The organism is Porphyromonas sp. COT-239 OH1446 (assembly GCF_000768875.1).
Taxonomy (GTDB): Bacteria; Bacteroidota; Bacteroidia; order Bacteroidales; family Porphyromonadaceae; genus Porphyromonas.
In genome coordinates this window covers 43,659-57,449 of sequence record NZ_JRAO01000015.1, presented here as the reverse complement: position 1 = coordinate 57,449, position 13,791 = coordinate 43,659, and the positions used below count along the sequence as shown (strand labels likewise).

The window sequence follows — 13,791 nt, the reverse complement described above, 5'->3', positions numbered from 1 at the left end:
ACTATCATGGAACAGATCAATGCCATTGGCCGTCGTAAGGCCGCAGTAGCCCGAGTGTATGTGTCTGCAGGTTCGGGCAAGATCACGATCAACAAGCGTGATATTGCATCCTATTTCCCCTCATCTATCCTCCAGTTCATCGTGCGTCAGCCCCTCGCTAAGCTCGACGTGGTGGAGAAGTATGACATCAAGATCAACCTCAAGGGTGGTGGTTTCAAGGGTCAGAGCGAGGCTGCTCGTCTAGCTATCTCTCGTGCCCTGGTGAAGATCAACCCAGAGGACAAGGCAACCCTGCGTGCCGAGGGCTTCATGACTCGCGATGCACGCTCTGTAGAACGTAAGAAGCCAGGCCGTCCTAAGGCTCGCAAGCGCTTCCAGTTCAGCAAGCGTTAATACTTGGATCGTAGATCTCGAGTGTTACTCGCGTTTAGTATCTAAATCGCTGGGATTACCCCTCCTAGAGGAGCGTACTACCGAGCGGTTGAAAGTAATCGTATGTTACATTTATAGAACGTAAACGAAAAAACAATGTCAAGAGTTTCTTTTGAACAACTATTGAATGCTGGTGCACACTTCGGTCACCTGACACGTAAGTGGAACGCAGCAATGGCTCCATACATCTTCATGGAGCGCAACGATATTCACATTATCGACCTACATAAGACAGTTGCCAAGATAGACGAAGCAGCTGAGATCGCTAAGCAAATGGCCAAGGGTGGCAAGAAGATCCTCTTCGTAGCTACCAAGAAGCAGATCAAGGGGTCTGTGGGCGAGCTGGCAAAGAGCGTTGGTATGCCCTATGTAACGGAGCGTTGGCCAGGTGGTATGCTGACCAACTTCCCCACCATCCGTAAGGCTGTCAAGAAGATGACCCTGATTGACAAGATGACCAACGATGGTACTTTTGATAACCTCTCCAAGCGTGAGAAGCTGCAGATCACTCGTCAGCGTGCGAAGCTTGAGACGACCCTCGGCTCTATTGCCGATATGAATCGCCTCCCCTCTGCACTCTTCGTAGTGGATGTGCTCAAGGAGCATATCGCTATCGCAGAAGCTAACCGCCTGGGTATCCCCGTGTTTGCTATTGTGGACACCAATAGCGACCCAACCAATGTAGACTATGTAATCCCCGCCAATGACGACTCTGCAGACGGTGTAGAGCTCATCATGAGTGCTATCTGCTCTGCGATCTCTGAAGGTCTGCAGGAGCGTAAGGCCGAGGGTAAGGGTGAGGAGAGCGAGGCTGGCGAAGAAGAGCCTCGTCGCATCCGTCGCGGACGCAGCGGTGCTCGTCGTGAGCGTCGTGGTGCTGCCGAAGAGACTACAGAGGCTGAAAACTCAAGCGAAGAATAGTCAGTTCAACAGGGACGGAGGTCAGCGATGGCCTCCGCCTTTTGACTGTACTCTTCGTTAAACATCAAAACAATAACCTAACACAACCAACAATACAATGGCTGTATCAATTCAAGACATCGCCAAGCTGCGCAAGATGACTGGCGCAGGTATGATGGACGTTAAGAAGGCCCTCGAAGAGGCTGCTGGCGACTTCGACAAGGCTATTGAGATCATCCGCAAGCGTGGGCAAGCTATCGCCGCCAAGCGTAGCGACCGTGAGACTGAGGAGGGATGTGTACTGGCCGCTCACGATGGAGACTTCGCCATCGTTGTCGGTATCAAGTGCGAGACGGACTTCGTGGCTAAGAACCAGGAGTTCATCGACCTGACCAAGGCTGTACTGGCTATCGCCCTCGAAAAGCGTGGGGCTAGCAAGGAGGAGATCCTCGCTGCTCCTATGGTCGATGGTCGCTCTGTACAGGAGATGATCACCGAGCGCAGCGGTGTAACGGGTGAGAAGATGGAGCTCGGTGTGTACGAGTTCGTTAAGGGTGCTTCAACGGTGTCCTACATCCACCCAGGTAACATGCTCGCTACGATCGTAGCCTTCAACGAGCCCCTCGAGCTCCAGGTAGCTAGAGACGTGGCCATGCAGATCGCTGCAATGAACCCCGTAGGGATCACCGAAGCTGATGTGCCTCAGAATATCAAGGATCGTGAGCTTGAGATCGCTCGTGAGAAGGCTCGTGAGGCTGGCAAGCCCGAGAACCTCATCGATCACATCGCTCAGGGTGCTCTCAAGAAGTACTTCAAGGAGAATACGCTCATGGAGCAAGAGTTTGTTAAGGATAACAAGCAGACGATTGCTCAGTACCTGCACAGCCAGAGCAATACGCTCTCTGTAGTAGCATTCTATCGTGCTTCACTCATAGCAGAGTAAGTCTGAGCTCTTCGGACAGTTATCGATCCCTCGCCAAGAGCTTCGTCGAGAAGCCCCTAGGCGGGGGATCTTCCATTGCAGAAACTTGAAAGAGTATATGATAGAGATCGAGGACAAGATCGTAAGTCTAGACGTATTCGACACACTATTTGCCTGCGACTATGCGGTTTGCCAAGGAGCTTGCTGCATCGAGGGAGATAGTGGGGCTCCCCTGGAGGCAGGTGAGGCCGATGAGCTTCGCCGATACCTTGAGGTCGTCCGTCCGCTACTCTCTCCCCGAGCCCTAGAGGTGATTGAAGCTCAGGGGGTGAGCTATATCGATGAGGAGGGCGATGAGGTTACGAGTATCGTGGACGGTAAGGACTGTGTCTTCACGACTTACGACGGCTCTGGGGGGTGTCAGTGTGCCTTCGAACGAGTCTATTACGAGGGTAAAACGGACTTCATCAAACCCATTAGCTGTCAGCTCTATCCCATACGTTTGAGCCGCTACAGAGACTTCACTGCGGTGAACTATCACAAGTGGTCTCTCTGCAAGTGCGCTCTTAAGAGAGGACGCAGGGAGGGTATACCGCTCTATCGCTTCCTCGAGGCTCCACTCAAGCGAGCCTTTGGCGAGGCCTGGTATGGGCAGCTCGAGGAGGCTGCTCGCCTGCTTGAGGCCGAACGCTCGTCTGAGGCCTCATCGAATGGGTAGGGATCTTCTCAACTCTATCGTTATCTTTGCCCCATTAGTGCTTGTCCTTTTATTGCGTAAAAATCAGAGATATTATGTCCTATTCAGCTCGGCGGAGTTACATCGCTGTCTTGGTATTTGGGCTGGCTCTCTTGCTCTCTCTTTTTTTACCCGGTTGTTCTGAGCGAGGCAAGCTCGATGTCAAAAGAGAAGAGGCTAAACCCAATAAGCCTAGCCAGCCTAACCAGGAGCCCCCAAAGAAAAATCCTTCAGACCCTAGGCCTCCGCAAAAAAAGCCGTTACCCAGTAATCACATCTTTGCCACAGGTGTAACCCTAGAGGACGGTTGGTACGATGTCGATAAGCTCAAGAGGCCAGAGGACATTATGGCTTGTTGGCTGATTTCAGCCTCGAATATGTTGCAATGGTGGCAAGATCTTTACCTTGAGCAAGGTAATACTCTGCCTCAGGGCACACCTCATGGTCGAGGTACTGGCCTGTACAAATCAGCTATATTTGATGATGCAATATCGAAATTTAGGGAGCTGACTAGGGGAGGGAATATTAGTAGTGGACTACTTTGGTATATAGAGGGTAAGCATGTTAAAATTAGTAATCACTCTTACCCGTTGCCCAATACTGGTGGTTATCTCCGAGATAAGGTGGTTGACTATAGTCAGAGTGCTTTCGCCTCTTATGATGATTGGAGTTCCGCAAAAAGCCCTAAGGAAGCCCAGAAGATTTTCTCAGAGTACCTTCTTGAACGCCTAAGAGTAGGCTCGAGTATCGGTCTCGAGATCAAAACACATGTGGGTCTTGGAGGCTCATTACATGCCATCACTCTTTGGGGAGCAGAGGTCAATGATCAGGGAATTGTCGTCGCTATCTATATTACAGACTCTGATGATTATGAGCAGAAGCTGGTACGTTGTCCTGTTTGGATTTATGTTGATAAACAGTTCAATAGTAGAGAGGTAGCTATGGATATTCCTGTTTCAGAGGCTTATTCTGAGGGAGGGAGCTGGGCAATCCTCCGCCTTTTTTACCTTGCCCCTCCCAAGCTGTCAAAGCCCTAGAGCCTGCTCTACCGACCGACTTGGAAGGCGATTTGACTTTCTCGGCAAATTGTCGTACCTTTGCACGGTTTTAATTATAAACAATTAGTTAATAAACGATCAGTATGAACAATTACGAAACCGTTTTCATTTTAACTCCCGTTTTGTCTGAGGTTCAGATGAAGGAAGCGGTAGACAAGTTCGTAAACTTCCTCGAGAGCGAGGGGGCAGAGATTGTCAATCATGAGAATTGGGGGCTGAAGAAGCTCGCCTATCCTATCCAAAAGAAGTCTACTGGCTTCTATCAGCTGGTAGAGTTCAAGGCCAGGCCTGAGACTATTGCGCTCCTAGAGACGCAGTTCCGTCGCGATGAAGCAGTACTTCGCTTCTTGACTTTCCGTCAGGACAAGTTCGCTGCCGAGTACGCTGCTAAGAGAAGAAACTTGAAGTCATCATCTAACGAAAAGGAGAACTAAACAATGGCTCAGCAATCAGAAATTCGCTACCTCACTCCCCTGACAGTAGACAAGAACCGTAAGAAGTACTGCCGCTTCAAGAAGAGCGGTATCAAGTATATCGACTACAAGGATCCCGACTTCCTCAAGAAGTTCCTCAATGAACAGGGTAAGATCCTTCCCCGTCGTATCACTGGCACTTCGCTCAAGTTTCAGCGTCGTGTAGCTCAGGCCGTAAAGCGTGCTCGTCATCTTGCACTGCTGCCTTACGTAACTGACAACATGACTATTAAGTAATCACCGATATTAAAGAGGAGACAGAATACAATGGAAGTTATTTTGAAAGAAGATGTAATCAATCTTGGTTACAAGGACGACATCGTAGTCGTTAAGGATGGCTATGGTCGCAACTTTCTAATCCCAACAGGTAAGGCAGTCCTAGCCACTGCATCTGCTAAGAAGATACTCGCAGAGAACCTCAAGCAGCGTGCTCATAAGCTCGCCGCTATCAAGCAGGAGGCTCAGCAAAAGGCTGCTCAGCTCGATGGTATCAAGCTGGTTATCGCCGTTAAGACTGGTAATGCAGGAGCTATCTATGGCTCTGTGTCTAACATTCAGATTGCCGAAGAGCTTACTAAGAAGGGCTTCGACATCGAGCGCAGGCTTATCTTCGTGAAGAACGTTAAGGAGCTTGGCAACTATGTAGCTACGGTTCGTCTGCACAAGGAGGTCGCTGTAGAGATCCCCTTCGAAGTGATCTCGGAGAATGCTCCTGTAGCTGCTGAGAAGAAGGAGGAGACCCCCGCTGAGGAGGCTGCTGCTCCTGCCGAGGAGGCATAGTTCTCTCTCGACTTACAAAGAAATGAATCAAGGCTGTAGTTCCTTTGGGACTACAGCCTTGCTGCTTATGATGCCTCGCCTAGAGAGGACTAAGAGAAAAGGTTACCCCCTAGTGGCATTTTACGGATGCCGCTAGGGGGTAACCTTTGTCCTTTAAGCTCTGTCTCCTTGAGAGAGGAAGGCTAGTAAATCGAGTGCAGATGGTGCTCGACCTGCTCCCTGAGGCTGCAGCGCAGGTCTTCGTCCTCGATGCGCTGTAGTACATCCTCGGCGAAGGCGATGCTCAGGAACATCCGAGCCTGCCGTTCGGGAATGCCTCGCTGACGGAGGTAGAAGAGCGCATCGCTGCTCAGCTGTCCGGTCGTCATCCCGTGGCTACACTTCACATCATCAGCGTAGATCTCGAGCTGGGGCTTGGCCTGCATGCGAGCAGATGGAGAGAGCAGCAGGTTGCGGTTATTCTGATAAGCCTGTGTCTTCTGCGCATCGATGGCCACTAGGATGCGTCCTGTGAATGCCCCGCTGGCCTCGTCTGCCAGGATGTACTTGAAGAGTTCGTCGCTAGTGCAGTGGGGCACTGAGTGCGAGATGTATGAGAAGTTGTCCACGTGGCTTTTGCCTGTATTGAGGACTACGCCCGAGAGGCTCAGGTTGGCATACTCACCCATGAGGTCGCAGTGGAAGTTATTTCGTGTGCGGCCAGCCCCCAGGGTAAGGCTGTAGAGCTTAACCTGGCTGTGGGCCTCCTGGACGAGGTGTAGCGTGCTGATGCGCTGTGCCTCTGCCACGCTATCCTCGATGTCTGTGAGGGTGAGCTTCGCTCCCTTACCCACGAAGATCTCAGTGCTCTGCAGGCTAACACTGTGGCCTGTGAAGCGGTTGCGATCCCAACCAACGATCTCTAGCTCAGCCTCAGCCTCCAGGACGATGATGAAGCGGCTCAGCAGCATAGCCCCCTGCTCAGCCTCCTCTAGGAGGTAGGTGTAGTTGAGGGGCTGATGTACCTTAGCCTCCTTGGGTAGGTAGACGAGGAAGGTATGGTCGTCTAGACCCTCGATAAGAGCCTGCAAAGGATCGCCATCGGTCGAATGTAGCTTGGGTAGATTGCCCTTGAAGCCGCTGAGCAGCCCTACATACGACCCCTCTGGCCAGCTAATCTCTTCGATATTGCTCTCATAGCTACCTTGTGAGATCTGCCAGCGGCCCTCGAGCATAGCTGAGAGGTCTGTGCGCTGATAGTCCTCGGAGCGATAGGCAGGTAGGCCGATGCGTTTAAATCGCTGTAGTGCTACCTGCCTACAGGGGCATAAATCCTCCCTCTGAGCAAGTGCTACTAGCTGTGTCTCTAATTGTCCCATGGGCTTACTCTCCTAGTTCTTCTTTGATCCAGTCGTAGCCTTTCTCCTCGAGTAGGAGGGCTAGCTCTGGGCCTCCGCTACGCACGATGCGCCCCTTGTAGAGCACATGGACGAAGTCGGGTTTGATATAGTCGAGTAGACGCTGATAATGGGTGATCACGATCGCACTGCGCTCGGGGCTGCGCAGGGCATTGACCCCCCCGGCCACGATGCGCAGGGCATCAATGTCGAGGCCGCTGTCTGTCTCGTCTAGGATGGCGAGCTTGGGCTCGAGCATGGCCATTTGGAAGATTTCATTGCGCTTTTTCTCTCCACCCGAGAAGCCTTCGTTTACTGAGCGACTAGCGAGCTTGTTGTCGAGCTCTACGAGGGCGCGCTTCTCCTTCATGAGCTTGAGGAAGTCGCTGGCGGAGATAGGTTCTTGTCCTGTAGCCTTGCGGTGCTCATTGACTGCTGCACGCATGAAATTGACCATGCTCACCCCAGGGATCTCAACGGGGTATTGGAAGCTGAGAAACATCCCTAGATGGGCACGCTCCTCGGGTTCTAGTTCAAGGAGATCTTGTCCCTCGAAAGTTACCGAGCCCGAAGTAACTTCGTAGGCAGGGTGCCCCACGAGTACGGATGATAGGGTGCTCTTACCTGAGCCGTTAGGCCCCATGATGGCATGAATTTCTCCTGGGCCTACCTGTAGGTTAATTCCCTTGAGGATCTCTTTGTCTCCGATATTGGCGTGGAGATTGTCTATATGTAGCATTATTGCTTGTACCGATTAAATATATATGATCTAATGCCCTCTGTTTGAGGATTGAATAGGGTAGTTTGTAGAGCGAGGAGAGGCCTTAGCCGACCGAACCCTCGAGGGAGATGGCTAGGAGCTTCTGTGCTTCGACGGCGAACTCCATGGGGAGCTTGTTCATCACCTCCTTGGCATATCCATTGACGATTAGGCCGACAGCTTCCTCGACACCGATACCACGCTGCTGGCAATAGAAGATCTGATCTTCGCTGATCTTGCTGGTCGTGGCCTCGTGCTCGATGATGGCTGTGTCGTTGTCCACCTGCACATAGGGGAAGGTATGTGCCCCGCAGGTGCTGCCCAAGAGGAGGCTATCGCACTGTGAGTGGTTGCGGGCATTGTCTGCATGCTTGCTGACCTGTACGAGGCCTCGGTAGCTATTCTGACTGCGTCCTGCCGAGATCCCTTTGGAGACAATGCGGCTGCGGGTATTCTTGCCCAGGTGGATCATCTTCGTACCCGTGTCGGCCTGTTGATAATTGTTGGTTACCGCTACCGAATAGAATTCTGCCACAGAGTCATTGCCCTTGAGCACACAACTGGGGTACTTCCAGGTAATGGCCGAGCCCGTCTCTACCTGTGTCCAGGAGAGCTTGGAGCGATCGCCTCGGCAAATGCCTCGCTTGGTTACGAAGTTGTAGATACCGCCCTTGCCCTCCTTGTCGCCTGGGAACCAGTTCTGTACGGTCGAGTATTTCACCTCAGCATCTGTTTCGACGATGATCTCGACGATAGCTGCATGGAGCTGATTTTCATCACGCTGCGGAGCTGTACAGCCCTCCAGGTAGCTCACATACGAGCCCTCGTCTGCTACGATGAGGGTGCGCTCGAACTGGCCCGTATTGATGGCATTGATGCGGAAGTAGGTCGAGAGCTCCATCGGGCAACGAACCCCTTTGGGGATGTAGACGAAAGAACCATCGCTGAAGACCGCCGAATTGAGGGCTGCGAAGAAGTTGTCCTTGACAGGGACGACTGTGCCGAGGTACTTGCGCACGAGCTCGGGGTACTCCTTGACTGCCTCGCTGAAGGAGCAGAAGATGATACCCTTCTCGGCCAACTTCTCCTTGAAGGTCGTCTTGACCGATACCGAGTCCATCACAGCGTCTACGGCGATACCGCTGAGGATCTTCTGCTCGTGCAAGGGGATGCCGAGCTTCTCGAAGGTTCGCAGCAACTCGGGGTCTACCTCGTCCAGGCTCTTAGGCCCAGCCTTTTGTTTTGGGGCAGCGTAGTAGATAATATCTTGGTAATCAATCTCGGGAATGCGTAGGTGAGCCCACTGAGGGGACTTCATCCCCTGCCACACACGGAAGGCCTCGAGGCGGTACTCGAGCAGCCACTCGGGCTCCTCTTTTTTGGCTGAGATTAGGCGGATAGTTTCCTCCGTGAGCCCTTTGCCGATGGTTTCAGTCTCGATCTCGGTCGTGAAGCCATACTTATACTCACCTGATGTAACTTCCTCAATTATGTTATCATTCTCTTGCATGAATCTATGTGTAAAGTGAAATCGTCTCCGAGGTCTATCTCCCTAAGCTGCATGACAGAAGAGACGCATCCTCGTCTAATGCTGTAACAAGCATCAAGACTTTTTGTTTTCCCCTCGAGGGGTGTAGTAGTCGATGATTTGTTCGATGTCGGTAATCGAATGTCGGATGGGGTGATAGAGCTCTGAGGTATTGCGTACATCCTCGAGTCCGCTGCGGGCCAGCTCTGCTGGGCTAGGCAGGAGCTTGTCGACGAAGATGAGGGCATAGCCCAAGGCATAGACCCCGATAACTAAGCCCAGCAGTGCCCCGAGCAAGTGGTTGAATATCCCGATGATGCCACCCTCGAATAGCGACGCGATCCACCTGCCCAGGAGGCTGAGCACGAGATAGAGTAAGAGGAATGAGATAATAGGCAGCAGGAAGCTCGCCCAGGACGAGGAGAGGGAGAAGTAGGGGAGGATCGCCTCCCTAAGCCAAGGAGCCAGTCGCCAGCTCTCGGAGAAGGCAATCAAGATCGAGGCAATCTGTACGAGGCGTTTAGCCGCTCCCGCCCAAGCTCCACTGATGGTCGATAGCAGTAGGATGACCAGTAGGGCCAAGTCTAGTCCATTCATCTAGGATAGGTTTAGGATAGGTTGTGATACGTTTCAAGCTGCAAAGGTACGACAATCTGAGCCCTCCGCCCAAGCATTATCCGAGGAGATCCCTAGAGTAACCTCTCTTGCCGTTAGAGTTTGTGCAGTCGGGACATGAGGTAAAAGGTAAGGAGGAAGCTTAGGAGCATAAGTACGAACCCAATAGCAGAACATAGGGCGAGGCTAGGGATAGACAGCTGTGAGACCATTACAAACCGCCAACCAGCATAGATGCAGTAGGGGAGTGTCAGTAGCGTCGTGGCGATGACGGGGATATATCGACGGTAAGCGAACCACTGGAATAGGTGGATAAGCAGGTGAAAGGTATGGGCCATCAGAGCTACGAACCACCAGTGATATGCCTCTAGATAGAGACTGATGAGGGTTACACCGCTGATGAGAACAAAGTTGTGTGCTGTGCCAAGGGCAAATGTGGCCGTGGAGTATGCGAAAACGTTACGCTTGGTGAAGAAGGCCTCAACTCGAGGAAATTGCACCCTCAGCTGGGTTCGCTGACCGGACAACCAACGCCTAAACATGATGATCTCTTCATATTCATGGATCATGAATACGATGGGCAAAAGCATCATAAGTCTCTCTAGCTCGGGCATACCTTGTTCAGTAGACTGGGCGACAGATATTCAAGACAAATTTATGAAATTATAGACTTCCAGGGGCCGAGTTGTTGTCCCCTTTTGAGACTAGTGAGGCTCTCGGCAGAGACTTCGATAGCAATGCCGATGAGATATAAATAGGACTTCGATTGAGGTATAAGTAGGATCGCAGCAGAGACCCAAATAGGATCTCCATCGAGGTCTAAGTAGGGTCGCAACAGAGACCCAGGTAGGCTCTATTCCGAGGTTTCAATAGGATAGAAATGGAAGGCCTGGATAGAGGTTCATCCGAGAGAATGATAGAACTCCTTTCCTAGCCCCCCTCACGAGGTCTCTAGTAGGAAGATGATGGCCTACGATAGAGTGCCTTTACTCTAGATGGCTGAGGTCTAGGCCGCTATCTATGCTGCCAACAATAGCCACCGCCTCGAACCCTTCGCCTGCATGCTCCGCCTTTCTTTGTGGGAGCTCCACAGTAGCTAGAACTGCTATACTGCTGGTTGTCCCTTCGGTAAGTCTTATTCTTTTTAGTCTTTTGAGGCTTTATCCTCTCCTTTTGACTCTTCGTGCGTTCGCCGACAAAGTGCCAAGTTTGGTCGCTCATTAAGACAACCTTCTTGCCATCGCTTGTCTTGAGGGTGTCTACTGGTGTCTGAGCTTTCATGTTACCCGTGCATACAGCATAGAGGAGGCCTAATAGGATTAGTCGTTTCATGATCTTGATTATTGAGAGAATGAAGTGTTTCTGTTCTTTACTGTTCGATCAGTTGCAGCACCTCTCATCGAGATGCGTGGAAACCTTTAGATTGCCAGTAGGAGAGATGGCTTAGTTGGCTTCAAAGGTATCTGCTGTGGCATAAGCGAAACTGTGTAGGGCCTGCAGAAAAGAAGAAAATATATTGTGATTCCTATTCAAAATCCAAGTGTAAGTCTATTTAGGTCTATAGAAGCCAAGAATTTTATAATCGGGAAGCTCTACTACGTCGACGTCGCATCCAACAAGATAATGTGCTTGACCATTTCAATTTGCGATATGATTACAAAAAACTCTGAGGTGAAGTCTCACCCAGTGAAGCAAAGTTACAAAAATATACTAGAAAGAAAGATAGTGGAGTCTCTTAAGTTCAGCAATTTACAGCCTCACTATGGGGATTGCCGAGACGATCAAGCAAAAAGAGAGGTCGCACCATATGGTGCGACCTCTCTCAAGTGATTGGGCTGGGATTCGAACCCAGGACCGATAGCTTAGAAGGCTATTGCTCTATCCAGCTGAGCTACCCAACCATCCTCTTTAGGCAGCGCAAAGGTAGCAAGAAAAATCTAATTATTCGCTACCCTTGTGCTAGCCTCATGTGTTAGCTATTGACTACGGAGAAGAACTCTGCGTTGTTGCTCGTCATATCCATGTACTTCTTGACACTCTCCATAGCCTCCACAGGGTTCATGTCCGAGAGGATCTTACGGATCTGCCACATACGATTGACCGTAGTCTGATCCTGGAGTAGATCTTCTCGTCTTGTACCACTGGCTACGAGGTCTACGGCAGGGTATATACGCTTGTTCGAGATACGGCGGTCGAGCTGTAGCTCCATATTGCCCGTTCCCTTAAACTCCTCGAAGATCACGTCGTCCATCTTCGAGCCCGTGTCTTGCAGGGCTGTAGCCAGGATCGTTAGGCTGCCTCCGCCCTTGATGTTGCGGGCTGCTCCGAAGAAGCGTTTGGGCTTCTGTAGAGCATTGGCATCGACGCCCCCAGAGAGGACCTTGCCCGAGGCAGGCTGTACCGTATTGTACGCACGAGCCAGGCGGGTGATGGAGTCGAGTAGGATGACCACATCCTGACCGCTCTCGACCATACGCTTGGCCTTGTTGAGGACGATCTCGGCGATCTTGACATGGCGTTCGGCGGGCTCGTCGAAGGTCGAGGCAATGACCTCAGCCTTGACACTGCTGGCCATGTCGGTTACCTCCTCGGGGCGTTCGTCGATTAGCAGGATGATCATATAGACCTCCGGGTGGTTAGCTGCAATGGCATTAGCAATGCTCTTGAGCAGGGTTGTCTTACCCGTCTTGGGCTGTGCCACGATGAGGCCTCGCTGTCCCTTACCGATGGGGGAGAAGAGGTCTACGATGCGCATGGCCACCTTGTCGCCGACCTCGGGGACGTTAGGAGACTCGAGCCTGAACTTCTCATCGGGGAAGAGGGGAGTCAAGTGGTCGAAGGGGATGCGGTCGCGCATCTCCTCTGGCTTGCGTCCATTCACTAGAGAGAGATTGACCAGGGGGAAGTACTTCTCCCCATCCTGAGGAGGGCGGATGCTCCCCTCGACGAGATCTCCCGCTTTGAGGCACCATTGCTTGATCTGCTGTGGTGAGACGTAAATATCGTCGGGCGAGGAGAGGTAGTTGTAGTCTGCAGAGCGGAGGAAGCCATAGCCATCGGCCAAGATCTCCAGCACCCCGCTCGCCATCAGTACACCCTCAGCGAAGAGTTCCTCTTCGGGCTCTTGGATCTTCACTACAGCCTTGCTGGGGGCTGGCTTCACAGCTCTGGTTGGGGCAGGGGTAGCCGAGGCCATGGGCAGCACGTCATCGAGGCGGCTGCGGGCATTCTTGTGGCGGAAGACAATCTGCGTTGGGGGTGTTGGGGTCGCATTGCTGCTGTCCTCGTCTTCCTCGGCTGGGCTAGTCTCGATCGTTGTCTCGTCGGAGAGCTCTGCCTCGGTATCGACAGGGGTAGGCTTTGCCGCGGGTTGGACGGGGGCTACCTTGGTTAGAGGCTTGATGCTGCCCTGGGGCTTGGTCTTAGGGGTTGTAGGAGCAGGGGCTTCGGCCTTGACTTCCTGGCCCTCTTCGCTGGCCTTATTGACGATCTCGATGGCTTTTTGGCGCTCTGTGGGGGTCGCCTCCTTCTTTGTACGGCTGCTGCGACGCTTAGGTTCGGCAGCGGGAGTGCCTTTGTCTTCAGCTGGGGCAGCCTTCTTCTCGGCGGATTCCTCTGCCTCTACATCGGAGAATAGGTCTCTAGCTTGCTGAGCCTCTCCTTCGGGGGCAGGAGCTTCACTCTTAGCGGCCTGTTCCTTGCGAGGACGTCCACGACGCTTCGTTTCGCTCTGCTCCTTAGACTGCTGCTTCTCTGCCTGTGCACCAGCTAGAGACTCGGCTTGTTTGTCCAGGATGTCATAGACTAGGGTCTGCTTCGTTGAGGAGGAGGATACCTGCATGCCGAGGGCTGTGGCGATCTCTCGTAGTTCTTCCAGGCTCTTCTCACTGAGCTCTGTGATGTTATATCTCTGCATAATGAATAATTGATTCGAGTAAGTAATACTACATACACCCCTGCCTCGATGGTCTTTGATGGGGAAGATGTTGTAGGGGATGAAGTGGATGCTCGAGCAAACCGAAGCTCGGGACATCAAGCAAACAGACTGCTTGCAGAGCTACCCTCTCGATCCTATTGAGGAGGAGGCCGACGAGGTCAAGCCTAGTGAGTAAAAGATGAGAGAGGGGTAGCTAAAGGGAATTGTTTGTGGAGGAACTTGAGCTTTTCCCCGTACAAAAGTAGTAATTATTTCTCACTTGTGCGAAATCTCT

General features: G+C 52.1%; 15 protein-coding genes and 1 tRNA gene. 8 read left to right on the top strand and 8 right to left on the bottom strand.

The window, feature by feature from the left end; genetic code table 11:
* Positions 1-6 precede the first annotated feature (6 nt).
* The 8 genes from rpsI (at position 7) to rplI (ending at position 5,301) form a co-directional block, all read left to right on the top strand.
* A complete protein-coding gene (gene rpsI / locus HQ37_RS03480; protein WP_036880535.1) occupies positions 7-393 on the top strand; it encodes a 30S ribosomal protein S9 in 387 nt (128 codons plus the stop codon).
* 135 nt (positions 394-528) lie between these two features.
* On the top strand, positions 529-1,353 hold the full coding sequence (gene rpsB, locus HQ37_RS03475) for a 30S ribosomal protein S2 (RefSeq protein ID WP_036880533.1): 825 nt from the start codon (positions 529-531) through the stop codon (positions 1,351-1,353).
* A 97-nt stretch (positions 1,354-1,450) separates the two neighbouring features.
* A complete protein-coding gene (tsf, locus tag HQ37_RS03470; protein ID WP_036880526.1) occupies positions 1,451-2,275 on the top strand; it encodes a translation elongation factor Ts in 825 nt (274 codons plus the stop codon).
* A gap of 97 nt (positions 2,276-2,372) precedes the next feature.
* Positions 2,373-2,972, top strand: a complete 600-nt coding sequence (locus HQ37_RS03465) for a DUF3109 family protein (RefSeq protein ID WP_036880524.1) — start codon at positions 2,373-2,375, stop codon at positions 2,970-2,972.
* A gap of 74 nt (positions 2,973-3,046) precedes the next feature.
* Complete coding sequence (locus tag HQ37_RS03460) at positions 3,047-4,027, top strand: IdeS/Mac family cysteine endopeptidase (protein WP_036880522.1); 981 nt, start codon at positions 3,047-3,049, stop codon at positions 4,025-4,027.
* Positions 4,028-4,131: 104 nt separating this feature from the next.
* The gene (gene rpsF / locus HQ37_RS03455) at positions 4,132-4,482 is read left to right on the top strand and encodes a 30S ribosomal protein S6 (protein ID WP_036880520.1); all 351 of its coding nucleotides are present in this window, start codon (positions 4,132-4,134) and stop codon (positions 4,480-4,482) included.
* Positions 4,483-4,485: 3 nt separating this feature from the next.
* Positions 4,486-4,758: a 30S ribosomal protein S18 gene (gene rpsR / locus HQ37_RS03450; RefSeq protein ID WP_036880514.1), complete on the top strand. Its 273-nt coding sequence runs from the start codon at positions 4,486-4,488 to the stop codon at positions 4,756-4,758.
* A 30-nt stretch (positions 4,759-4,788) separates the two neighbouring features.
* Positions 4,789-5,301 carry a 50S ribosomal protein L9 gene (gene rplI / locus HQ37_RS03445; protein ID WP_036880511.1) on the top strand — a complete coding sequence of 171 codons (513 nt, stop codon included), beginning with the start codon at positions 4,789-4,791 and terminating at the stop codon, positions 5,299-5,301.
* A 182-nt stretch (positions 5,302-5,483) separates the two neighbouring features.
* Here rplI and sufD read toward each other — a convergent pair whose 3' ends face one another.
* The 8 genes from sufD to rho all read right to left on the bottom strand — a co-directional run bounded on the left by sufD (position 5,484) and on the right by rho (position 13,496).
* Positions 5,484-6,659: a Fe-S cluster assembly protein SufD gene (sufD, locus tag HQ37_RS03440; protein ID WP_052080726.1), complete on the bottom strand. Its 1,176-nt coding sequence runs from the start codon at positions 6,657-6,659 to the stop codon at positions 5,484-5,486.
* 4 nt (positions 6,660-6,663) lie between these two features.
* Positions 6,664-7,416, bottom strand: coding sequence for a Fe-S cluster assembly ATPase SufC (sufC, locus tag HQ37_RS03435; protein WP_036880509.1), 753 nt, complete (start codon positions 7,414-7,416; stop codon positions 6,664-6,666).
* Positions 7,417-7,501: 85 nt separating this feature from the next.
* Positions 7,502-8,947 carry a Fe-S cluster assembly protein SufB gene (gene sufB / locus HQ37_RS03430; protein ID WP_036880506.1) on the bottom strand — a complete coding sequence of 482 codons (1,446 nt, stop codon included), beginning with the start codon at positions 8,945-8,947 and terminating at the stop codon, positions 7,502-7,504.
* A 93-nt stretch (positions 8,948-9,040) separates the two neighbouring features.
* Entirely contained in the window at positions 9,041-9,562 is a 522-nt protein-coding gene (locus tag HQ37_RS03425; protein WP_036880503.1) for a CvpA family protein, read from the bottom strand.
* A 113-nt stretch (positions 9,563-9,675) separates the two neighbouring features.
* On the bottom strand, positions 9,676-10,173 hold the full coding sequence (locus HQ37_RS03420) for an HXXEE domain-containing protein (protein ID WP_235264629.1): 498 nt from the start codon (positions 10,171-10,173) through the stop codon (positions 9,676-9,678).
* A 421-nt stretch (positions 10,174-10,594) separates the two neighbouring features.
* Positions 10,595-10,912 carry a hypothetical protein gene (locus tag HQ37_RS03415; RefSeq protein ID WP_036880500.1) on the bottom strand — a complete coding sequence of 106 codons (318 nt, stop codon included), beginning with the start codon at positions 10,910-10,912 and terminating at the stop codon, positions 10,595-10,597.
* 495 nt (positions 10,913-11,407) lie between these two features.
* Positions 11,408-11,481, bottom strand: a tRNA-Arg gene (locus HQ37_RS03405).
* A gap of 71 nt (positions 11,482-11,552) precedes the next feature.
* The gene (gene rho, locus HQ37_RS03400) at positions 11,553-13,496 is read right to left on the bottom strand and encodes a transcription termination factor Rho (RefSeq protein ID WP_036880494.1); all 1,944 of its coding nucleotides are present in this window, start codon (positions 13,494-13,496) and stop codon (positions 11,553-11,555) included.
* Positions 13,497-13,791: the final 295 nt, after the last annotated feature.